The organism is Rhodococcus sp. USK10 (assembly GCF_019378875.1).
In the GTDB taxonomy this organism is placed as follows: Bacteria; Actinomycetota; Actinomycetes; order Mycobacteriales; family Mycobacteriaceae; genus Rhodococcus_F; species Rhodococcus_F pseudokoreensis.
Map to the genome: position 1 here is coordinate 1,222,971 of NZ_CP076048.1, position 21,793 is coordinate 1,244,763.

The 21,793-nt window shown below is 67.2% G+C and carries 23 protein-coding genes and 3 tRNA genes; 10 read left to right on the top strand and 16 right to left on the bottom strand.

Annotated elements, in window-relative coordinates:
- Positions 1–31: 31 nt before the first annotated feature.
- Both I1A62_RS12560 and I1A62_RS12565 read left to right on the top strand, forming a co-directional pair.
- On the top strand, positions 32–394 hold the full coding sequence (locus tag I1A62_RS12560) for a DUF5655 domain-containing protein (protein WP_160099427.1): 363 nt from the start codon (positions 32–34) through the stop codon (positions 392–394).
- Between the two features lie 265 nt (positions 395–659).
- On the top strand, positions 660–851 hold the full coding sequence (locus tag I1A62_RS12565; protein ID WP_124389885.1) for a hypothetical protein: 192 nt from the start codon (positions 660–662) through the stop codon (positions 849–851).
- A 4-nt stretch (positions 852–855) separates the two neighbouring features.
- Here I1A62_RS12565 and I1A62_RS12570 read toward each other — a convergent pair whose 3' ends face one another.
- The 5 genes from I1A62_RS12570 to I1A62_RS12590 form a co-directional block, all read right to left on the bottom strand.
- Positions 856–1,050 carry a hypothetical protein gene (locus I1A62_RS12570; RefSeq protein ID WP_219458814.1) on the bottom strand — a complete coding sequence of 65 codons (195 nt, stop codon included), beginning with the start codon at positions 1,048–1,050 and terminating at the stop codon, positions 856–858.
- Positions 1,051–1,359: 309 nt separating this feature from the next.
- A tRNA-Val gene (locus I1A62_RS12575) sits at positions 1,360–1,431 on the bottom strand.
- Between the two features lie 32 nt (positions 1,432–1,463).
- A complete protein-coding gene (locus tag I1A62_RS12580; protein WP_124389883.1) occupies positions 1,464–1,928 on the bottom strand; it encodes a peroxiredoxin in 465 nt (154 codons plus the stop codon).
- Between the two features lie 42 nt (positions 1,929–1,970).
- Positions 1,971–2,396, bottom strand: a complete 426-nt coding sequence (locus I1A62_RS12585) for a DUF3052 domain-containing protein (RefSeq protein ID WP_005247829.1) — start codon at positions 2,394–2,396, stop codon at positions 1,971–1,973.
- Positions 2,397–2,564: 168 nt separating this feature from the next.
- Positions 2,565–3,101, bottom strand: a complete 537-nt coding sequence (locus tag I1A62_RS12590; RefSeq protein WP_219458815.1) for a hypothetical protein — start codon at positions 3,099–3,101, stop codon at positions 2,565–2,567.
- Between the two features lie 224 nt (positions 3,102–3,325).
- On the opposite strand from I1A62_RS12590, the gene aceE reads away from it, so the two are divergent.
- From aceE to I1A62_RS12620, 6 genes are all read left to right on the top strand, one after another.
- Positions 3,326–6,181, top strand: coding sequence for a pyruvate dehydrogenase (acetyl-transferring), homodimeric type (gene aceE, locus I1A62_RS12595; RefSeq protein WP_219458816.1), 2,856 nt, complete (start codon positions 3,326–3,328; stop codon positions 6,179–6,181).
- Positions 6,182–6,256: 75 nt separating this feature from the next.
- The gene (locus tag I1A62_RS12600; protein WP_012688158.1) at positions 6,257–7,528 is read left to right on the top strand and encodes a CdaR family transcriptional regulator; all 1,272 of its coding nucleotides are present in this window, start codon (positions 6,257–6,259) and stop codon (positions 7,526–7,528) included.
- Between the two features lie 127 nt (positions 7,529–7,655).
- On the top strand, positions 7,656–8,573 hold the full coding sequence (locus tag I1A62_RS12605; RefSeq protein ID WP_219458817.1) for an ACP S-malonyltransferase: 918 nt from the start codon (positions 7,656–7,658) through the stop codon (positions 8,571–8,573).
- A gap of 106 nt (positions 8,574–8,679) precedes the next feature.
- Complete coding sequence (gene acpM, locus I1A62_RS12610; RefSeq protein WP_087559600.1) at positions 8,680–8,991, top strand: meromycolate extension acyl carrier protein AcpM; 312 nt, start codon at positions 8,680–8,682, stop codon at positions 8,989–8,991.
- Between the two features lie 8 nt (positions 8,992–8,999).
- Positions 9,000–10,250 carry a KasA/KasB family beta-ketoacyl-ACP synthase gene (locus tag I1A62_RS12615; RefSeq protein ID WP_072946664.1) on the top strand — a complete coding sequence of 417 codons (1,251 nt, stop codon included), beginning with the start codon at positions 9,000–9,002 and terminating at the stop codon, positions 10,248–10,250.
- 97 nt (positions 10,251–10,347) lie between these two features.
- A complete protein-coding gene (locus I1A62_RS12620; RefSeq protein WP_087559598.1) occupies positions 10,348–11,781 on the top strand; it encodes an acyl-CoA carboxylase subunit beta in 1,434 nt (477 codons plus the stop codon).
- A gap of 69 nt (positions 11,782–11,850) precedes the next feature.
- Here the strand turns inward: I1A62_RS12620 and I1A62_RS12625 are convergent, their stop codons facing one another.
- From I1A62_RS12625 to I1A62_RS12655, 7 genes are all read right to left on the bottom strand, one after another.
- Positions 11,851–12,360 (bottom strand): DUF3145 domain-containing protein, encoded by a 510-nt coding sequence (locus I1A62_RS12625; RefSeq protein WP_012688162.1) that lies wholly within the window; start codon positions 12,358–12,360, stop codon positions 11,851–11,853.
- 125 nt (positions 12,361–12,485) lie between these two features.
- Positions 12,486–13,304, bottom strand: a complete 819-nt coding sequence (locus I1A62_RS12630) for a serine hydrolase (protein ID WP_219458818.1) — start codon at positions 13,302–13,304, stop codon at positions 12,486–12,488.
- Between the two features lie 20 nt (positions 13,305–13,324).
- Positions 13,325–14,452, bottom strand: a complete 1,128-nt coding sequence (locus I1A62_RS12635; protein ID WP_219458819.1) for an NDMA-dependent alcohol dehydrogenase — start codon at positions 14,450–14,452, stop codon at positions 13,325–13,327.
- Positions 14,453–14,562: 110 nt separating this feature from the next.
- Positions 14,563–15,081, bottom strand: coding sequence for a DinB family protein (locus I1A62_RS12640; RefSeq protein WP_219458820.1), 519 nt, complete (start codon positions 15,079–15,081; stop codon positions 14,563–14,565).
- 36 nt (positions 15,082–15,117) lie between these two features.
- On the bottom strand, positions 15,118–15,600 hold the full coding sequence (locus I1A62_RS12645; protein WP_124396583.1) for an adenosine-specific kinase: 483 nt from the start codon (positions 15,598–15,600) through the stop codon (positions 15,118–15,120).
- A 77-nt stretch (positions 15,601–15,677) separates the two neighbouring features.
- Entirely contained in the window at positions 15,678–16,292 is a 615-nt protein-coding gene (locus tag I1A62_RS12650; RefSeq protein WP_192582199.1) for a maleylpyruvate isomerase family mycothiol-dependent enzyme, read from the bottom strand.
- 61 nt (positions 16,293–16,353) lie between these two features.
- Positions 16,354–16,427 (bottom strand) — tRNA-Ile (locus tag I1A62_RS12655).
- Positions 16,428–16,646: 219 nt separating this feature from the next.
- On the opposite strand from I1A62_RS12655, the gene I1A62_RS12660 reads away from it, so the two are divergent.
- Positions 16,647–16,877, top strand: coding sequence for a DUF6480 family protein (locus I1A62_RS12660; RefSeq protein WP_124391288.1), 231 nt, complete (start codon positions 16,647–16,649; stop codon positions 16,875–16,877).
- Here the strand turns inward: I1A62_RS12660 and I1A62_RS12665 are convergent.
- Together I1A62_RS12665 and I1A62_RS12670 are read right to left on the bottom strand one after the other, a co-directional pair.
- A complete protein-coding gene (locus tag I1A62_RS12665) occupies positions 16,818–17,987 on the bottom strand; it encodes an AI-2E family transporter (protein WP_219458821.1) in 1,170 nt (389 codons plus the stop codon). The two genes, I1A62_RS12660 and I1A62_RS12665, sit on opposite strands and share 60 nt — an antisense overlap.
- Before the next feature lie 125 nt (positions 17,988–18,112).
- Positions 18,113–18,185, bottom strand: a tRNA-Asn gene (locus tag I1A62_RS12670).
- 137 nt (positions 18,186–18,322) lie between these two features.
- Here I1A62_RS12670 and I1A62_RS12675 point away from each other — a divergent pair.
- Positions 18,323–18,571 (top strand): hypothetical protein, encoded by a 249-nt coding sequence (locus I1A62_RS12675; RefSeq protein WP_037226505.1) that lies wholly within the window; start codon positions 18,323–18,325, stop codon positions 18,569–18,571.
- A gap of 15 nt (positions 18,572–18,586) precedes the next feature.
- Here I1A62_RS12675 and dnaG read toward each other — a convergent pair whose 3' ends face one another.
- Both dnaG and I1A62_RS12685 read right to left on the bottom strand, forming a co-directional pair.
- On the bottom strand, positions 18,587–20,521 hold the full coding sequence (dnaG, locus tag I1A62_RS12680; RefSeq protein ID WP_124391286.1) for a DNA primase: 1,935 nt from the start codon (positions 20,519–20,521) through the stop codon (positions 18,587–18,589).
- A gap of 48 nt (positions 20,522–20,569) precedes the next feature.
- Positions 20,570–21,775 carry a lipase family protein gene (locus I1A62_RS12685; RefSeq protein ID WP_219458822.1) on the bottom strand — a complete coding sequence of 402 codons (1,206 nt, stop codon included), beginning with the start codon at positions 21,773–21,775 and terminating at the stop codon, positions 20,570–20,572.
- Positions 21,776–21,793: the final 18 nt, after the last annotated feature.

Below are 21,793 nucleotides of genomic sequence, written 5' to 3' on the forward strand. Positions count from 1 at the left end.
TAACGTTGCAGGCGATGTAAAGGAGCGTCCCATGAGTGCCGCGATCGACGAGTACCTGGCAGGCAAGGACCCGGACGCCACCGAGCGCCTGCTGCAGTTCCGTGACCTCGTTCTGGCGTGCGGCGAGGTGGACGAGCGCGTCCACCGGACCGAGATCGCGTGGGCGCGTGCCCGCGTCTTCGCTGCCGCGTTCATCTACTCGTCGCGACTCGAGATCGCGCTCGACCTGCGCCGGCGCGTCCATCACCCGCAGTTGCGCGAGGCGTTTCCCACCACCAAGACGGTGATCACGCACCGGTTGACGATCACCTCCGACGATCAACTCGACGACACCCTGACCTCGCTCCTCGCGGAGGCCTACGACACGGTGGGTCCGGGCACCCGCAACCGGTAGGAGCCGCCTCGGCCCGACGGAAACGTTCCGGTCGGAATGTCTGATTCCTGAAACTCTCCTGAGGATCTCGCCAAGCGCCCTTTCGTGCGCCTACCATGGAATTTGCCGCCTCGTTCCCCCCATTCAGGGGCGGCGCACGGCCCCGCCCTGCTCACATCTTCGGTGCTGACTCAACACACCCACGTGGCCCGGCGGGGTTCGGCGCGTCCGGTGAGAATTTCTGTCAGGCATTGGAATCGCAGACTGCGCCTGGGACGATCGAAGGGTGTCCCGCGACGTGACGGAGCTCGGCGACGACGAACTGCTCGCGCTTCTCGGCGAGCAGCGAGCACTGCTCGGCGAGTCGATCGCGAACGATTACGGCTGCGGAACGGTGCGCACCGTCACCAGCCGGATCGCTGAATTCGAGGCCGAACTCGATCGCCGCGGATCGACGGCCTCGCGAGACGGCATCTGACCGGCTAGCAGGTGGGGCGGCTCGTGGCCGGCGCAGCCCAGACGCCGGCCACTCCCCCGCCGTCCTCGTAGCAATCGATCTTGACGATGCCCGCCCCGGGCTCGGTGGGCCGGTGCGTCTCGTTCACGGCCTGGAAGTCTGATTCGAAGGTTCTGTCGCTCGACGTGCCGTTGCGCAGCGTGACCTTGTACCTGGGCATATCAGGAATATGCCACTGCCGGCGAAGCCCCGGGCGCTGAACAGGTCAACTCCGCGAAACCAGTCGAAGCTCCGCAGCCAGTACGGCTTCCCGCCGATGGCGGGGCGGTCAAGCGGCTCGAGGGCTATCGAATGGCGCGGTGCACCCGCACGGCCGGCGAGCGGGGCGTCACAGACGAACTCCGGCGCCTCGCCGACAGCGGAAACATCACCGCCGCCGAGCAGCTCGCGGAACTCACCGGCGAGTGACACCGGCGAAACGAGAAAACCCCGACCCGCGCACGACGCAGATCGGGGCCTTGCCTGACGGTGGGCGCGGAGGGTTTCGAACCCCCGACCGCTGGTGTGTAAAACCAGAGCTCTACCACTGAGCTACACGCCCGAACATCCGGCGAGAACCTCGCCGGATGCGCATCAGGACTCTAGCGTGGCGAGCGCTTTCTCCCAAGCTCCCTGGTCACGGGCCTCTCCGGGCCCGTTCATCTCGGCGAACCGGATGATGCCGTCCTTGTCGATGACGAAGGTGCCGCGGTTCGCGAAGCCCAGCTTGTCGTTGAAGACGCCGTACTGCTGCGCGACCGCGCCGTGCGGCCAGAAGTCGGCGAGCAGCGGGAACGTGTATCCCTGCTCGGCGGACCAGATCTTGTGGGTCGGCGACGCACCGACGGAGAGGGCGAGGATCGCCGTCTCGTCGTTCTCGAACTTCGGCAGTTCGTCGCGAACCTTGCAGAGCTCACCCTGGCACGTTCCGGTGAACGCGAGCGGGTAGAACACGAGCAGGACGTTCTTCTTTCCGCGGTAATCGGAAAGCGTCACCTCCTGGTTGTTCTGGTCCTTGAGGGTGAAATCGGGGGCGGTGGTGCCCACCTCGAGCGGCATGACGTGATTCCTTCGGTGAGTGAACGGGAAAGGTGAGACTGTTCAGCGCTTGTTCGCGGGACGCGACTTCGGCTGAACCAGACGGCTTCCCGACCAGTCTCCGAGGTTTGCCGCCGACGTCTGGGTGAGACCGGCTGTGGGTGCGGACTCGGCGATCTCGCTGGGCTCCACGTGACCGGGCTGACCGGTTTTGGGGGTGAGGACCCACACGAATCCCTCGTCGGCCAGGGGCCCGATGGCATCCATGAGGGCGTCGACGAGGTCTCCGTCTTCGTCGCGCCACCACAGCAGCACGACGTCGATGACCTCGTCGGAATCCTCGTCCAGCAGTTCTCCACCGATGGTGTCCTCGACCGCGGCACGCAGGTCGTCGTCGGTGTCCTCGTCCCAGCCCAGTTCCTGTACCGCCATGTCGGCAGTGATCCCGAGTTTCTGAGCGTAGTTTTGGGCGTCCGCCGCGGCGACCACGGTGGGGTCCTCCTTTTGTTGACGGTGCTCGGGTACCCGAACACCTGCCGGATGAAGATCAATTAGGTGAAAGCGAACATGCTCGAACGCTTTCGCGCAAGCCGACCACGCGAATTTTTCTGAGAATGTAGTGATGCGTGGTCATCGCCCGAGCCTACGGTGCGGGAGTCACGATGTGGGGCAGGCTGCCCGAATCGAGTCGCTGAGCTCGTCTCCTCGGCTCGCGAGAGTGTTCAGAATGTCTCCCCGTTGCCCGCCGTCGACGGCCGCCGCGAGTTCGCGATAGTTGTTGGCGTAATCGGTGAGGAGTCCGGTCAGGTCGGGGGGAAGTGCGGTTGTGGCGGCGTTCGCGCCGTCCGCGGCCGACCGGAGTGCCGCGGCCGCGGCGCTGGCCTTCGCGCCGGTGTCCGCGGCTTCGGCGTTGGCGGCGTCGATGAACGTGTTGTAGGTGTCGATCGTGTCGCCGGCCCGGGTGACGAACATCGTGCACTGCTCCACGAGCGCTTCCCGCTCGGCCGCGGCCTTCTGCGAGGACGACGCGGCCACCGACGAGGACGTCGCTTCGGCGGCGTACTCGGCGGCCTCGGAATCGTTCTGCTGCGCGGTCCCCTCGATCGCGCCGCCACATCCGGCGATGACACCGACGCCGACGATCGCCGCGGCGGCAGCGCTCAGCAGCCCCCAACGGCGCGACGACGTGCGCATTCGTCTCCCCCATGTTTTCGACGACATCGATAAATTCAACATTCGCCCCCGGATCTGCGCAAACGCTACCGAAGAGTAACCCGAGCACGGTGTGCCGACCGCGCCGCAATGGGGAAAGATGAGGGTCGCGCCATATTCATAAAGGAGATGGATCGGGCCTAACAAGGCCGCGATCGCATGGAGAGGACGCCACACCGCGCGTCCCACCACAATGAGGAGCAACGTTGTCAGACCTGATCCAGGGACCCGCGTCTCAACCGGATTCCGCCACACCCGGCGCCGGAGCGGCCCAACCTTCCAACCCCAGTGCAACCCCGGGTTCCGAGGGACGCGTGCGCGTCATCCGTGAGGGTGTTGCGTCGTATCTGCCGGATATCGATCCGGATGAGACCACGGAGTGGTTGGAATCGTTCGATGGTTTGTTGGACCGGTCCGGTCCGACTCGTGCCCGGTATCTGATGTTGCGGATGCTCGAGCGGGCCGGGGAGAAGCACGTCGCTCTGCCGGCGTTGACGTCGACCGATTATGTGAACACCATCCCGACGGAGAACGAGCCGTGGTTCCCGGGCGACGAGGAGGTCGAGCGCCGGTATCGGGCGTTCATCCGGTGGAACGCGGCGGTGATGGTGACCCGTGCGCAGCGCCCCGGGGTGGGTGTCGGTGGCCACATCTCCACCTACGCCTCCTCCGCCGCCCTGTACGAGGTGGGGTTCAACCACTTCTTCCGCGGCAAGGACCACCCGGGCGGTGGCGATCAGATCTTCATCCAGGGCCACGCCTCCCCCGGCATCTACGCCCGCGCGTTTTTGGAGGGGCGGATCCCGGCGGAGCGGATGGACGGGTTCCGGCAGGAACACTCGCACACCGACCAGGGCGGCGGGTTGCCGTCGTACCCGCACCCCCGCCTGCTACCCGATTTCTGGGAATTCCCGACGGTGTCGATGGGTCTGGGCCCGATGAACGCGATCTACCAGGCGAGGTTCAACCACTACCTGCACGACCGCGGCATCAAGGACACCGCCGACCAGCACGTGTGGGCATTTTTGGGTGACGGCGAGATGGACGAACCCGAATCCCGCGGTCTCGCGCACGTGGCGGCCACCGAGGGCCTGGACAATCTGACGTTCGTGGTGAACTGCAACCTGCAGCGCCTCGACGGCCCGGTCCGCGGCAACGGCAAGATCATCCAGGAGTTGGAGTCGTTCTTCCGCGGCGCCGGCTGGAACGTGATCAAGGTGGTCTGGGGCCGCGAGTGGGACGCCCTGCTGCACGCGGACCGCGACGGCGCCCTGGTCAATTTGATGAACGTCACCCCCGACGGCGACTACCAAACCTACAAGGCCAACGACGGCGGGTATGTGCGGGAGCACTTCTTCGGCCGGGACCCGCGGACCAAGGAACTGGTGGCGAACCTGTCCGATCAGGACATCTGGAACCTCAAACGCGGCGGCCACGACTACCGCAAGATCTACGCCGCCTACGCGGCGGCGATGGCGCACAAGGGTCAGCCGACGGTGATCCTGGCGCACACCATCAAGGGCTACACCCTGGGCAAGCATTTCGAGGGCCGCAACGCCACCCACCAGATGAAGAAGCTGACCCTGGACGATCTGAAGAATTTCCGGGACCTGCAGCGGATCCCGATCTCCGACGCCGAGTTGGAGAAGGACCCGAAGATGCCGCCGTACTACCACCCCGGCCCCGATGCCCCGGAGATCCAGTACATGCTGGACCGCCGCAAGGCGCTGGGCGGGTTCCTGCCGCAGCGGCGCACCGGGGCGGCGCCGTTGCCGCAGCCCGCGGACTCCACCTACGACGTGGTCCGCAAGGGGTCCGGGAAGCAGCAGGTCGCGACCACCATGGCGTTGGTGCGGATCATGAAGGAGCTGCTGCGGGACAAGGAGATCGGGAAGCGGATCGTGCCGATCATCCCGGACGAGGCCCGCACCTTCGGGATGGACTCCTGGTTCCCCTCGCTCAAGATCTACAACCGCAACGGGCAGCTGTACACCGCGGTGGATGCGGAGCTGATGCTGGCGTACAAGGAGTCCGAGATCGGGCAGATCCTGCACGAGGGCATCAACGAGGCCGGCTCGACGGCCTCGTTCACCGCGGTCGGCACCTCCTATGCCACCCACGGTGAGCCGATGATCCCGCTGTACATCTTCTACTCGATGTTCGGGTTCCAGCGCACCGGCGACGGCCTGTGGGCCGCCGCGGATCAGATGGCCCGCGGCTTCGTGCTCGGTGCCACCGCCGGCCGCACCACCCTGACCGGGGAAGGGCTCCAGCACGCCGACGGGCACTCGCTGCTGCTGGCCTCGACCAACCCGGCGGCGGTGGCCTACGATCCGGCGTTCTCCTACGAGATCGCGCACATCGTCAAGGACGGGCTGCGCCGGATGTACGGCGGCACCGACGGTGTGGACGGGTTCGGTGGCGAGGACATCTTCTACTACATCACCCTCTACAACGAGCCCTACTCCCAGCCCGCCGAACCGGAGAACCTGAACGTCGACGGCCTCCTCAAGGGCATGTACCTGTTCAAGAAGTCCCAGGCATCGGGCCCGAAAGCTCAGATCCTGGTCTCCGGTGTCACCATGCCCGAGGGTCTGCGGGCGCAGCAGCTGCTCGCCGACGAGTGGGGTGTGGCCGCCGACGTGTGGTCGGTCACCTCCTGGGGTGAACTGCGCCGGGAGGGCATCGAACGCGAACAGCAGGCCCTGCGGGACCCGGGCACCGACGCCCCGCTGCCCTACGTCACCCAGGCCCTGTCGGATGCGGCCGGCCCGTTCGTGGCGGCGTCGGATTGGATGCGCGCCGTCGCCGACCAGATCCGCCAGTGGGTGCCCGGCTCGTACACCACCCTCGGCACCGACGGGTTCGGGTTCTCCGACACCCGCCCCGCCGCCCGCCGGTACTTCAACGTCGACGCCGAATCCATCGTCGTCGCCGTCCTGTCCGCCCTCGCCGGCGAAGGCACCCTCGACCGCTCCAAGGCCGTCGAAGCCGCCACGAAGTACCGCATCGACGACGTCCGCGCCGCCGCCGTCTCCTACACGGATACCGGAAGCGCGTAACGCCGCCATCCTTACCCACCGCCGCCCGTGTGTCCGTCGGACAACACGGGCGGCGGTGCGCGTAGGTTCTTGACTATGGTCGAGCAGAGTCCGTTGGTCTCCCGCAGACGACAAACCCGGGATCCGTTGCCCGACGCGCTGTTGCGTCGTGTCAAACAGTTCTCCGGGCGCCTCTCGACCGAGGCCGTCACGACGATGCAGGATCAACTGCCGTTCTTCGACGACCTCGACGCCGCTCAACGTTCCAATGTGCAGTTGCTGGTCCAGACCGCGGTGGTCAACTTCCTCGAATGGCTGAAGAACCCGGACAGTGACATCCGGTTCAGCCTGGACGCGTTCCAGGTGATTCCGCAGGATCTCGCACGCAGGCTCACCCTCAGCCAGACGGTGGACATGGTGCGGGTGGCGATGGAGTTCTTCGAGCAGTGGCTCCCGGCGCTCGCCCGCAACGACCAGCAGCTGATCGCCCTCACCGAGGCCGTGCTGCGCTACGGCCGCGAACTGGGTTTCGCCGCCGCCTCCGTGTATGCGAGTGCCGCGGAGTCCCGCGGCGCCTGGGACACCCGGCTCGAGGCCCTCGTGGTCGACGCCGTGGTCCGCGGCGACACCGGCTCCGACATGTTGTCGCGGGCGGCGACCCTGAACTGGGACGCCACCGCTCCCGCCACCGTCATCGTCGGCACACCGCCCGAGGACGAACGGGTCTCCGTCGTCGGCACCGTCCACACCATCGCGCAGAGGCACGGCCGCGCGGCGCTCGCCGTCGTGCAGGGTTCGAGGCTCGTGATGGTCGTCAGCGGCGAGCTGCAGGAGGGGTCGGGGCACTCGAGTTTCATGACCGACCTGCTCGGCAAGTTCTCGGACGAGCCGGTGATCATCGGGCCGACCACGCCGACGCTCGGCGCGGCCCACTTCAGTGCCGTCGAGGCTCTCGCGGCGATGCAGGCGGTCGCCGGGTGGCGGGGCGCTCCCCGGCCCGTCCACGCAGCCGAGTTGCTACCCGAGCGGGCACTGCTCGGAGACAACGCCGCAGTCACCGCTCTCAACGACCATCTGGTCGCTCCGCTGGCGGCCGCCGGAGGTGTTCTCACCGACACTCTGGACGCCTATCTCGACTGTGGAGGTGCGGTTGAGACTTGCGCCCGCCAGCTGTTTGTTCATCCAAATACTGTGCGGTATCGACTCAAGAGAATCGCCGAAGTCACAGGGCGCGATCCGACGAATCCGCGGGATGCGTATGTGCTCAGAGTGGCCGCCACCGTGGGTCGATTGACACATTCCCATAACGAACCCATATCACGTTTAACACCAGTCACACCCTTCCCATTCGGAGAAGCAGGGCTGTAACGAACGTCTGTCCAGATTCGATGCGAGGACCCCACGTGCAATTTTGTGGGAACCCAACAAATCCGCTGACAAAGGTTCATCCGCAACGACATCTCGCGGTACGCCGTTGACGGTGTTCTCTTGAAGAGTGATTTCGTTGCTCGCCCCGGGTCAGGGCTCTCAGACTCCCGGCATGCTCATCCCTTGGTTGGAGCTGCCGGGTTCTCATGACCGTGTCGCACTGTGGTCGAAGGCTGCCGGCCTCGACCTCGTCCGCCTCGGTACCACCGCGACTGCAGAGGAGATCACCGACACGTCGGTGACTCAGCCCCTCGTCGTGGCCGCCGCAATCCTCGCGTTCGAGGAACTCGACGCGCGTGGCCTGGTTCCCGCAGACACCATCGCGGCCGGGCACTCCGTCGGTGAACTCGCCGCGGCCGCTGTCGCCGGGGTCCTCTCCGCCGACGACGCCGTCGCCCTCGCCGCCGTTCGCGGCGCGGAGATGGCCAAGGCCTGCGCACTCGAACCGACCGGGATGTCCGCGGTCCTCGGCGGCGACGAGACCGAGGTGCTCGCCCGCCTCGACGAACTGGGCCTCGAACCGGCCAACCGCAACGCCGCGGGCCAGATCGTCGCGGCAGGTCTGCTGACGGCGCTCGAAGAACTCGCAGCCAACCCGCCGGAGAAGGCTCGGGTACGTGCGCTGCCCGTCGCGGGCGCGTTCCACACCCGGTTCATGGCTCCCGCGCAGGAGGCCGTCACCGAGGCTGCGTCCAAGATCACACCGGGTGAACCCACCCGCACTCTGCTCTCCAACGCCGACGGCGCACCGGTCGCATCCGGAGCCGACGCACTGACTAAGCTGGCCGCGCAGGTAACCCGACCTGTGCGTTGGGACCTGTGTACCGCAAGCCTGCGGACCGCTCAGGTCTCGACGATCGCGGAACTTCCACCAGCCGGAACCCTGGTCGGTATCGCCAAGCGTGAAATGCGCGGCACACCGACTCTGGCACTCAAGACCCCGGGGGATATCTCCGCGCTAGCCGAACTGACAGAACTCGGCTAGTTTGCTGCGCGCACCTCGGTGCGTGCAGGGCCCGCAGGCGCGGCCGATGGGGACGTGCCTGCACAACTCCAGATACATCTACACCGAATCAGAAGGGAGCCACTCAGTGGCCGCCACCCAGGAAGACATCATCGCCGGACTCGCGGAGATCATCGAGGAGGTCACCGGTATTGAGCCGTCCGAGGTGACCATCGAAAAGTCTTTCGTCGACGACCTCGACATCGACTCCCTCTCCATGGTTGAGATCGCCGTCCAGACCGAGGACAAGTACGGCGTGAAGATCCCCGACGAGGATCTCGCCGGCCTGCGCACCGTCGGTGACGCCGTGAACTACATCCAGAAGCTCGAAGCAGAAGGTGGCGCCGACGCGGAGGCCGTGAAGGCCAAGCTCGAAGCTGCCAAGAACGACGAGGAGTGAGCTCAGCCGTGACTTCCGCCTCGACCAACGGGAGACAGTTCCCCAACATCGTCGTCACCAGCCTCGCGGCTACGACGTCGATCGCTGGTGACGTGGATGCCACGTGGAAAGGCCTGTTGGCCGGCGAGAGCGGCATCGACACCATCCAGGAAGCGTTCGTCACGGAGAACGACCTTCCGGTGACGATCGGCGGCAAGCTGAAGGTGTCGCCCGACGAGTCGCTGTCCCGGGTCGAGATCCGCCGGATGAGCTTTGTCGAGCGGCTGGCGCTCGTCCTGGGCCGTCAGGTCTGGGAGAACGCCGGCAGCCCGGAGGTCGACAAGGATCGCCTCGGCGTCGTGATCGGCACCGGACTCGGCGGCGGCGAAGCTCTGATCGACGCCGTCGAGAAGATGAAGGCCGGTGGCTACCGCAAGGTGTCGCCGTTCGCCGTCCAGATGGTGATGCCCAATGGTCCGTCGGCCACCGTCGGACTCGAGTTGGGGGCGCGCGCCGGAGTGATCACTCCCGTGTCGGCCTGCTCCTCGGGTTCCGAGGCCATCGCCCATGCGTACCGCATGCTGGTGATGGGCGACGCCGACATCATCGTCGCCGGTGGTGTGGAGGGTTACCTCGACGCCGTGCCGATCGCGAGTTTCGCGATGATGCGCGCGCTGAGCACCCGCAACGACGATCCGAAGGCGGCTTCACGGCCGTTCGACAAGGATCGCGACGGCTTCGTGTTCGGTGAGGCCGGAGCGATGATGGTCCTCGAGACCGAGGAGCACGCCAAGGCTCGCGGTGCCACCATCCACGCCCGCCTGCTGGGCGCGGGGATCACCTCCGACGGGTTCCACATCGTCGCTCCCGACCCCTCGGGTTCGGGCGCTGCGCGGGCCATGACGAGGGCGATCGAGACTGCTGGATTGACGAAGAAGGACATCCAGCACATCAACGCGCACGCCACGGCTACGCCGATCGGTGACACCGCCGAGGCGAACGCCATCAAGGCTGCCGTCGGCAACCATGCTGCGGTGTACGCACCGAAGTCCGCGTTGGGGCACTCGATCGGCGCCGTCGGTGCGCTCGAGGCGGTGCTCACGGTCCTGAGTCTGCGTGACGGAGTCATTCCGCCCACGCTGAATCTCGAGAATCAGGATCCAGAGATCGACCTGGATGTCGTCAAGGGCGAAGCCCGTTACGGCGAGATCGATTTCGCGATCAACAACTCGTTTGGTTTCGGTGGGCACAACGTCGCGCTCGCCTTCGGCCGGGCCTGACAGCCGGTCCTGCTAGATCGCCGGGTGGAGACCTCTTCGCTGAAGGGGTCTCCACCCATCGACAGCCCTCGAGGGGCCCGCTACAGAGGAGGACGCGATGACAATCCTGGCACCCGCGACGAAGTCCGATGCGTCGATCGATCCGCGCGATCCCCTTGCGCGTCTGGAGAAGCTGTTCGACGCCGGGACGGTCGTCCCGCTCCACCCGCGTGACAAGTCCGGTGTGCTGGCCGCGTCCGGCAACATCGACGGCGTCCGCACCATCGCCTACTGCTCCGATGCCACCGTCATGGGCGGCGCCATGGGTGTCGAGGGCTGCAAACACATCGTGACGGCGATCGATACCGCCCTCGAGGAAGATGCCCCCATCGTCGGGCTCTGGCACTCGGGTGGCGCGCGTCTCGCCGAGGGCGTCGAGGCTCTGCACGCCGTCGGACTGGTCTTCGAGGCCATGGTCCGCGCGTCCGGCCGCGTCCCACAGATTTCCGTCGTCCTCGGCTTCGCGGCCGGTGGAGCGGCATACGGTCCCGCGTTGACCGACGTCGTCATCATGGCGCCCGAGGCCCGCGTGTTCGTCACCGGACCCGACGTGGTCCGCAGCGTCACCGGCGAGCAGGTCGACATGGTGTCGCTCGGCGGCCCCGACACGCACACCAAGAAGTCGGGTGTGGCGCATATCGCGGCCCACGACGAGGGTGATGCGCTCCACCGGGCACGGCGCCTGGTGTCCATGTTCTGCGAGCAGGGCGAGTTCGATCAGGCCGCGGCCGCGCACGGCGACACCGATCTCCGCGCGCTCATGCCCGAGTCGGCGAAACGCGCGTACGACGTCCGCCCGATCGTTCACGAACTTCTCGACAACGTCGAGGGCGAGTCGAGTTTCGAGGAACTGCAGGGCAATTACGCCCGCAGCATCGTCACCGGACTCGGACGCCTCGGCGGCCGCACGGTCGGTGTCATCGCCAACAACCCACTCCGCCTGGGTGGGTGCCTGAACTCGGAGAGCGCCGAGAAGTCGGCTCGCTTCGTCCGGCTGTGCAACGCGTTCGGCATCCCGCTGGTCGTGGTCGTGGACGTTCCCGGATACCTCCCCGGGGTGAGCATGGAATGGGAAGGCGTCGTGCGCCGCGGAGCCAAGCTGCTCCACGCGTTCGCCGAAGCCACCGTGCCCCGGGTGACGGTCGTGACCCGCAAGATCTACGGCGGCGCCTACATCGCCATGAACTCCCGTGCTCTCGGCGCCACCGCCGTCTACGCGTGGCCCGACGCCGAGGTCGCAGTCATGGGCGCCAAGGCGGCCGTGGGCATCCTGCACAAGCGGGCCCTGGCCGCGGCGCCGGAAGAAGAGCGGGAGGCCCTGCACGAGCGCCTCGCCGTGGAGCACGAGAGCATCGCCGGCGGCGTCGATCGTGCCGTCGCGATCGGTGTGGTGGACGAGGAGATCGACCCGGCCAAGACGCGCAGTGTCGTCACCGCCGCCCTCGCGGCAGTCCCCTCCACCCGCGGCGACCACAAGAACATCCCGCTGTGATCTGAGCTCTGATCGAGAGAAGGCCCCCACCGTCCGACGGTGGGGGCCTTTTCGCGTCCGTGAGCGGTGTCAGCCGACGTCGCGGCGCAGCCAGGTGACCTCGGCGCCTTCGCCGCCGCTGCGGAACGGCTCGAGTGCCTCGTCCCAGGCGGTTCCGAGGGCGTAGTCCAGTTCGGCGGCGATGTCACCGCCCGCCTCCATCAGTGCCCGCAGACGCATCTCCCCCACGACGACATCGCCGTTCGCGCTGGTGGATCCGTGCCACAGACCCATGCCGGGCACGTGACTGAACCGTTCGCCGTCCACGCCCTCGCTGGCGTCCTCGGTGACCTCGAAGCGCAGCATCGGCCAGGCGCGGAGCGCATTGACCAACCGCGAGGCGGTGCCGACGGGCCCGACCCAATTGGTGGTCGCGCGCAGGACGCCGTTGGAGGCCGGCTGCGAGGTCCATTTCAGGTTCGCTCGGCAGTCGAGGGTTGCGGTCAGCGCCCATTCGATATGGGGGCACAACGCGGCGGGCGACGAGTGGATATAGACAACACCAGCCGTCACGTCCGCGAACTGATTCAATGCGCGCACTCGAGCCTCCTGCTTCGACGAGGGACGTCTTCCCCAACGGCCTCAGTCGGTGTGTGCAGCACGCTCGGTTGACCAGTGTGCCCTGTGATGCGTGTGTTGCGCCAGTGATTCGAGCAATCGGTGTGTCATCGTCGTCGGCGTTCCGAGAGGATACCGTCGCTCAGCTCGGTCCACACGGGCTTGGCCCAGTCGCCGAAGTCGCGGTCCGTCAACGCGACGCACGCCAGTCCCGCGACCGGATCGACCCAGAGGAACGTGCCGGACTGCCCGAAGTGTCCGAACGTCTGCGGCGAGTTGCCCGTGCCGGTCCAGTGCGGGCTCTTGCCCGACCGGATCTCGAATCCCAGACCCCAGTCGTTGGGACGCTGTGAGCCGTATCCGGGCAGAATTCCGTCCAGTCCGGGGAATTGCACCGAAGTGGCGTCTGCGAACGTCTGAGGCGAAATGAGCGCCGGGCGGAACAGTTCGGCGGCGAAGCGGCCGAGGTCTCCCGCCGACGCCTGCGCTCCGTGGCCGGCTGGCCCGACCAGAGCGGACGCGGTCATCGCCAGCGGAGCGAACACGGATTCCGCCACGTAGTCGGCGAACTCGATCGACGTCTCCGCGGTGAGGAAGTCGGCGAGCACCTCGTAGCCGGCGCTCGAGTAGATCCGCTTGCGCCCCGGCGTCGTCTGCACCCGGTTCGCGTCGAAGGCGAGGCCCGACGCGTGCGCCAGGAGATGACGCACCGTCGAACCCTCCGGGCCTGCGGATTGGTCGAGTTCGACGGCCCCCTCCTCGGTGGCCACCAGGACTGCGTACGCGCAGAGCAGTTTGGTCACCGAGGCCAGCGGGAAAACGCGCTGCTGGTCGCCGTACTCGCCGATCACCCCTTCGTCTCGCGACAGGACCACCGCCGCAGCGTTGTCCACGGGCCATCGGGTGATCTGATCGAGACTCTGCACCCGGTCAGACTACGAGACCGTCACCAGTCGGCTTCGGTGTACCGGATGACGCCGCGAATGTTCTTGCCGTCGAGCATGTCCTGATACCCGTCGTTGACGCCTTCGAGGCTGTAGGTGCGGGTGATCATGTCGTCGAGGTTCAGCTGCCCCGACTTGTACATGGCGAGCAGGTTCGGGATCTCGACCCGGGCGTTGCCGCCGCCGAAGATGGTGCCCTTCAGGTCCTTCTGCAGCATCGAGAAGAGGAACAGGTTCAGCTTGACGTCCATGTCGGTCATCGCGCCCATCGCCGTGACGACGCACGTGCCGAACTTACTGGTGAGCAGCAGGGCTTCCTCGACGTATTCGCCGCGCATCTCCCCGACCGTGATGATCGTCTTCTGCGCCATCAACCCGTTGGTGAGTGCGATGATCGGCTCGATCGCGGCGGCGGCGCTCTCGAACGCGTGGGTGGCCCCGAACTTCAGCGCCTGTTCCCGCTTCCACGGCACCGGATCGATGGCGAAGATCTGACGGGCCCCGGACGCCACCGCGCCCTGCAGCGCGCTCATGCCGACACCGCCGACACCCATGATGACGACGGATTCGCCCGGCTTCACCTCCGCCATCCGCGTCGCCGAACCCCAGCCGGTGGGTACGCCGCAGCCGACGAGGGCGGCGACGTCGAAGGGAATGTCCTTGTCGATCTTCACGACCGACGTCTCGTGTACGACCATGTACGGCGAGAACGTCCCGAGCAGGCACATGGGGATGACGTTCTCTCCGCGCGCGTGGATGCGGAACGTGCCGTCGCTGATCGCGAGCCCGCTCAGGAGCCCCATGCCGAGGTCGCAGAGATTCTGATGCCCCGCCGAGCACGCCGGACAGCGTCCACAGGCGGGAACGAAGGAGAGCACCACGTGGTCGCCGACTTCGAGGCCCTTCACCTCCGGCCCCAGCTTGGTGATGACGCCGGACCCTTCGTGGCCGCCCATCACCGGGAAGGACGCCATGGGCATCGAACCGGTGACGATGTGGTGGTCGGAGTGGCACATTCCGGCGGCTTCCATGCGAATCTGCACCTCGCCCGCAACCGGATCGCCGATCTCGATCTCCTCGACCGACCACGGCTCGTTCAGGCCCCACAGGATCGCACCCTTGGTCTTCATGTGACTCCCAACCCTTCGTTCATGTCTGCGCATCTGCTGATGTGACGATAGACACAAACCAATCAAATTGGAACACGTTCTACCGAATCGGGTCCGGGAATCCGAAACTGTTACCCCGACACGTCGTGGAGATGGTGAATCGGGTCGTGGACAAAATACCGGGCGAGGGTCTCGACCGTGAACGAGGCGCCGTCGCTCCGCCGCCCGGTCCGCGCCCGGAGGTCTGGGGCGACGGCCTCGAAGTCGTCCGCCACCGCGGCGCCTGCCGCACGCAGTTCGGCTTCCACGACGGCCGGATCCTGCTCGTTGTAGCGCTCGGTGATCGCGGTCTCGTCCTGGTCCCAGTTCGGGAACAGGGGATCTGTCTCGTCGAGGATGAGCCGGAGGCGGACGTCGAAGATCCGGAACACGTCGCGAACGTGCGCCGCGTATTCGAGGGCCGACCACGTCTGCTCGTCCGGCCGGACCGTCACGTCGGGGCGGGCGAGGACCGGCGACCAGGCGTCCGCGTTCGCCCGGACCAGAGCGGGAATGTCCTCGTACCGGGTTGCCGCCGAGTCGAACCCGCAGTCCGGGCAGGCCCGGCCGAGGACCCAGGTCCAGTTCTTCGTGTCGGGAGTGATCGCCATGCCGGTCATCGTAGAGCGCCGGGCGATGCCACTCGCTCAGAGTTTGTAGCCGATCGTCCGCAGCAACGCCTTGCGGTCGGCGACGTCGTCACTCGTCTCCACACCGGCGGGCGGGCGCCCGTCGATCACGCCGGCGATGCCCCGGCCGAGTTCCGTCTCGGCCACGATGATTTCGACGGGGTTGGCGGTGGCGCAGAAGATGCCGCACACCTCCGGCACCTGTTTCAACGTGTTCAGGACGTTCACCGGATAGCCGTCCTCCAGAAACACGAAGAACGAGTGGCCCGCGCCGACAGCGAGGGCGTTGCGCGTGGCCAGTTCGACGAGACGGTCGTCGTTGCCGGAGTTGCGCACGAGGCGGGGCCCCGACGCCTCGCAGAACGCGATACCGAACCGGAGGTGCGGACTCACTCCCACCAGCGCCTCGTGCACGTCCTCGACGGTCTTGATGAAGTGGGACTGCCCCACGATCACGTTCATGTCTTCGGGCTTGTCGATCGCCACGATCTGCAGGTCCACGATGACCTCCTCGGATGCCATTCAGTCTGCCCCGCTCCGGCACCGAGAACAACGACGCGGCACGTGCGTGCCCTCGGTCAGGCGCCGACGTGGGCGGCGAATGTCGACCGGCCGGGACCGGTGAGGTCGCCGAGTGCGTCGCGGCGGCCGGCCATCGCCATCAGCAGCGCTTCCCCGCTTCCACTCACCTGCGGTCCCCGGCCGTAGGACCAGTCGAGATCCGTCGCCACCAGCTTCACCCCGCGGGCTCGCCAGGCGCCGCGGATCAGCGGAGCGAACCGCGCGAACTCGAGCGCCGCGCGCAGCCGCCGCGGCGGGATGGTCCGGGGAATCGCAAGGGGCCGCCGGATGTCCTGTTGATGGATCATGCCGTCGACGAGGGCGATTCTCCCACCGAAACCGGCTGGCAGACCGCTGGGCTCGGCGTGAATGCGCATCAACTCGAGCAGCTGCTCGGGGGTGCGGTCCGTGAGGTCGGCGACCCCGAGTTCGTTGACCCGGTCCTGCAGGAACCAGCCCTTCGCAAACCGTGCGGCCAGGCTGCGGAAGTCGAGTTCGTCGTAGCTGATCACGTGCGCGACCACGTCCCGGACCCGCCACCGCTCGCACAGGCTCGGCGACTCCCACTGCTGCGGAGACAGCCCGGCGAGCAGTTCGGCGAATTCTTCCCGTTCCTCGCGCGCCAGCTCCATGGACTTCACACTGCCCGCATCAGGGCCGACTCGAGAAGACCGGACCGACCGGGGAAGTGGGTGGGGCGGGCGGGGCTCGAACCCGCGACCAATGGATTATGAGTCCACGGCTCTAACCGACTGAGCTACCGCCCCATCACCGCACCACTCGCTGTCGCGGCTTGCCGATGTTACCGTGCGACCGCTGCGGGCGCGCAGCCGGGACGAAGCCGGTCCCGACAGCGCTTTTCGTCGTCGACGGGTCGATTCGACGTCCCGATCGCGGCGCCTGCTCGTCGTCCTGTGTGCGAATACGCCTCCCGGGGTACGCGCGTGTCACCGTCAGTGCCGAGGATCACGGGAAGGGAGTGGACGATGAGCGTCGAACATCCAGGACCGGAACCGGAAGATGCACCGGCCCTCGACGCGGGTGGGGGCGTTCAGCCGGGCGACACACCACCGGACGCCGGCCAGACGTCGGGGTTGTCGCACCCGCAGCCGATGCCGGGCCGGACGGTGCCGGTCCTCACCTTCATCCTGATCGGGCTACTCATCCTGGGAATCGCGGCGTTCTTCGTCGCCCGCGTGTTCGCGTTGTTCGACTGAGATGACCGTCGCCGGTTCGTCGGCGACGAGTTCGTATCGTCGCCCGTACGTTTCGACGAGGGCCTGGATCGCCGCGACCACCGGGACCGACACCAGCGCGCCGACCGCACCGAACAGCGACGCGCCCACGATCACCGACCCGAACGCGACCGCGGGATGGATCGACACCGTCGCGGACGTGATGCGCGGGTGCAGCACATAGTTCTCGATCTGCTGGTAAACGGTGCCGAACACGATCACCCACACGCCGTCCATGGGCTGGGACGCCGCCGCGATGATCGCGGGGAGGGCGATCGCGAGGTAGGTGCCCAGCGTGGGGACGAACTGCGAGACGATGCCGGTCCACAGTGCCAGCGGCAGCCAATAGGGCACGCCGATCACCACGAGGAAGATGCCGGTGGCGACCGAGCTGATGGCGGCGAGGATGAGCCGCGACACGACGTAACCGCCGGCCTTCTCGACCGAGATCTCCCAGACCACCGAGATGACCCGCTGTTGCCGCGCCGGAAACCAGCTCGAGATGGTCCGTCGAAGGGCCGGTCCCTGCGCGGACATGTAGAACACGAACAGCAGCAGCGTCAGCATCTGGAACACGACGCCGAGCAGTGAGGACAGCACGCCGAGAACTCCGGGCGTGAATCGCTCGGCGAGGTCCCGCACGGTCTCGGGGGTGAGGCGGATCAGATCCTCTCCGGTCGCGAAGTCTGTGTCGAACACACGATTGGACCAATCGGTGACGGAGGACAGGGCGCTCGGCAAGGCCTTGAGGAGCTGGGCGAGCTGCTGGGCGAGCAGTGTCCCGAAGAGCGCCAGGAATGCGATGGCGAAGACGAACAGTGCCAGCAGCACGAGTCCGGTGGCGAGGCCGCGCCGCAGCCCCCGGCGCTCGAGCCAGTCGACGACCGGTTCGAGGGTGATGCTGAACAGCCACGCGAGGAACAGCAGCCCCAGGAATCCGCGCAGGTTGACGAACAGCCACCCCGACAACTGGTAGGCGGCGACGGCCAGCAGGACGTACAGGATCGAGGGCAGCAACCAGCGCGGGGCATCGCGGGTGCCGAAACGCCGGACCGACCCCGTCCGCTCGGTTTCGCCGCCGTCCTCGCTCATCGCACACCCCGCGGTCGCTTGCTGCCGATACAGCGGGAATGTACTCGCCCGGGACGCGCACCGATCCGAATTGGCCGCGCGCAGCAGAAAACCCCGCCCGGATGAACCGGACGGGGTTTTCGATGCTCCCCCGGCTGGACTCGAACCAGCAACCGTCCGATTAACAGTCGGAAGCTCTGCCAATTGAGCTACAGGGGATTATTCTGCTGTGCCTCGCCGTTCCCGGCGATGCGAGAGAAACTGTAGCGCATAGCCCCACCCCAGTACCAAATCGCCTGCCTGTCGATGCATCAGGCAGGATGGGGAAGGTCGTTGTGCGTCGGGAGGAAGCGGGAATGATGCGGTTGTTGATCGGTATCGCTGCTGGGTACGTGCTGGGTACGCGAGCAGGACGTGCACGCTACGAACAGATCAGCCGGGCGACCAAGGCCGTGGCCACCAGTCCGGCCACGAAGAAGGTGTTGCAGATGTCACGACAAAAGCTGTCCGACTCGCTGAACACCCAGCCGAAGCTCGAACCGATGAAGCCGCTCGACGAGGACACGACCATCCTCGTCCCGCAGGACCAGCTCAAGAAGAAGTAGCCGACGACGGCCGGTTCAGCCGGCCATTCCGTCCCGGTTGGTGTCGCCGATCGCCTGATCGAGCAGGCTCCGGCGGTACTGCTCCAGGGCGACGAGGTCGCCGAGCAGCGAGTGGAACTCGTCCGACGCCGTCGCCGGCGAGATGCGCTGCAGCTTGGACTTCAATTCCGCGACCTGCTCCCCCACCCACACCTCCTGCAGGCGTGCGATGACGCCGGAGATGTATCGCGGGACGGTGTCCTCCTCGGCGGGCAGCGGTTCGACGGCGAGTTCCGACACGAGGGACGCCGCTGTGACGTCCTCGACTCCCCGGCTGACCGCGTCGACCCACTCGCCGCCGCCGAGGCCCGCGCTGGCGCCGCCCGCCGCGATCATCGATTCGCGGATCACGACGTACGTCGGGTGCGTGAACGTCTCCACCGGCAGCGAGTCGAACACGGTGCCCGCGATGGCCGGGTACTGCAACGCACCCTTGAGCGCCTCGCGTTGCGCCCACAGCGTCGGGTCGTTCGGTCGGGGGCGGGACAGGCCGACCGGCAACGGCGGGGTGTCCTGGTTCTCGTCCCGGGCCGCCTTCTTCCTGGGCGGCGCGGACATCGACCCGCGGGTGGACGCCCCCTTGCGCGCCTCGTCCCGCACCCGTTGCCGGACCGCGGCAATGTCGTCCCAGCCCACCCAGCCGGACAACTGGACGGAGTAACTGTCGCGCAGCGTCGCTTCCTTGATCTGCGCGACCACCGGCACCGTGCGCTTCAGCGCCTCGACCCGGCCCTCCGCGGTCTCGAGGTCGTGCTCGGTGAGGATCGACTTGACCACGAACTCGAACATCGGGGTGCGACGCGCCACCAGATCGCGGACGGCGGCGTCACCGGACTTCTGCCGCAGTTCGCACGGGTCCATGCCGTCGGGTGCGACGGCGACGAACGTCTGCCCGGCCATCTTCTGGTCACCCTCGAACGCCTTCATCGCCGCGGCCTGGCCTGCGGCGTCCCCGTCGAACGTGTAGATGATCTCACCGCGAAAATAGCTGTCGTCCATCAGCAGTCGACGCAGCATCGAGAGGTGGTCGTCACCGAACGCGGTGCCGCAGGCGGCGACGGCGGTCTTGACCCCGGCCAGGTGCATCGCCATGACGTCGGTGTATCCCTCGACCACCACGGCCTGGTGCCCCTTGGCGATCTCCCGCTTGGCGAGGTCGAGCCCGAACAGCACCTGAGACTTCTTGTACAGCACGGTTTCCGGCGTGTTGACGTACTTGCCGGGCATGGTGTCGTCGTCGAACAGTTTGCGGGCGCCGAAACCGATGACGTCGCCGGACAGGTTCCGGATCGGCCAGAGCAGCCGCCGGTGGAAGCGGTCGATGTGACCACGACGCCCCGCCTTCGACAAGCCCGCGGCCTCGAGTTCCTTGACGTCGAAACCCTTGCCCAGCAGATGCTTCGTCAGGATGTCCCAGCCGTCGGGCGCATACCCGCACCCGAACTGCTGCGCGGCCTGGGCGTCGAAGTTCCGTTCCGTCAGGTAGTCGCGGGCCGCCTGCGCGTCGGGCTCCCGAAGACGCGCCGAGTAGAACTCCTGCGCCGCCGCGTTCGCCGCGACCAGCCGGGCGCGGGTGCCGCGGTCGCGCTGCACCGACGTGCCGCCACCCTCGTACGAGATGGAGTAGTTCAGCCGGTCGGCCAACTGCTCGACGGCCTCCACGAAACTGATGTGGTCGATCTTCTGGAGGAACGAGTAGACGTCGCCGCCCTCCCCGCACCCGAAGCAGTGGAAGTGCCCGTGGTTGGGGCGCACGTGGAACGACGGCGACTTCTCGTCGTGGAACGGGCACAGCCCCTTCATGGAGTCGCCGCCGGCGCGCTTGAGGGAGACGTACTCCCCCACGATGTCCTCGATCCGTGTGCGCTCGCGAATGGCCGCAACGTCACGATCAGGGATTCTGCCAGCCACGCCCGACAGTCTAGGCGCTCTCCCGAAGCCCGGAATTCCGCCTCGGAATCAGCAGTTCGAGGGGGCGGGAATCCCGGCGAATCGGTCGCCGAGATAGCTGAACGCGGGGCCGGCGCCGAGCATGGTGGCGGTGCCGTGGTCGGCGCCCGGGATCACGTCGAACTGCACCCGCGCACCCTGTGAGCAGTACCGGGCGACGGTGTTCTGCACCGGTCCGATGGCGACGAGGGGGTCCGCGCTGCCGTGCCAGACGAACATCGGGGTCCGCGGAACTCCCGGATACAGTTCGACGCTGTTCTCGTCCATCACCGCGCGGCCGGACGGATCGGCGAGGATCCCGGGACCGTTGGTCAGGTCGGGCAGCGATTTGCCCGCCCCGGCGCCGAGGATCGAATCGGTGCACATGTTGCTCATCTGCGCGCGCAGGGCGAGTCCCTCGTCGTTGAGGCCGTCCCCGAGCGGGGAACGCGTCGGGTATTCGCGCTCGAGCCCGATGGCGGCCGCGAATCCGAGGCCGAACGCCTGCGAGCGGGTGCCTCCGAGGCGGTCGGCGAGTTCGCCGATGTTGACCGGGGTGCCGCCCTCGGCGGCGCCCACGATGTTCAGTTCCGGGGCGTAGGTGGGGGCGAGCGCCGCAGCCCAGTTGGTCGCCATGGCGCCACCCGAGTAGCCGGCGAGCCCGACCGGACTGCCGCCGAGACCTGCCTCGGGGAGCCGCTGCGCGGCGCGGACGCCGTCCAGGACGAGCCGGCCGCCGAGTTTCGCCGCCCCGTACGCGCTGGTGGGACCGAGGTGGTCGGGCACTGCGACCGCCCAGCCCCGCGCGAGCAGGGCGTTGAGGGCCGGGGCCTCCTGGAGTCCGCCGGTGAACAGCTGATGCGACGGTGCGCACTCGAGCCCGAGCGCGTTGACGAACGGCTGATACGACACCAGCGGCCGGTTCGCGGGAGTGCCGCGGGGCACCAGCACCGTGGTGACCGCGGCGATGGGCGCGCCTGCGGAGTTGGTCGACTTGTACTTGACCTGCCAGGCGTCGGCGGTGGGGTAACCGGTGGCGGCGACCGGACGGCTCGCCAGCACGTCACCGTCGGTGCGCGCCCCGACGTCGGCGGGCGCAGCGTAGAACGGGTCGGGGTCCGCGAACGGGTACGCCGGCGCGGCCTGTGCCGCGGGTGGGGCCAGCACAGCGGCGCCGACCGCCACCGCCAGCGCTGCGGACGTCGAACCGATGATCTTGCGCACTGCAGACTTCATCCGGTCTCCCTGACCATT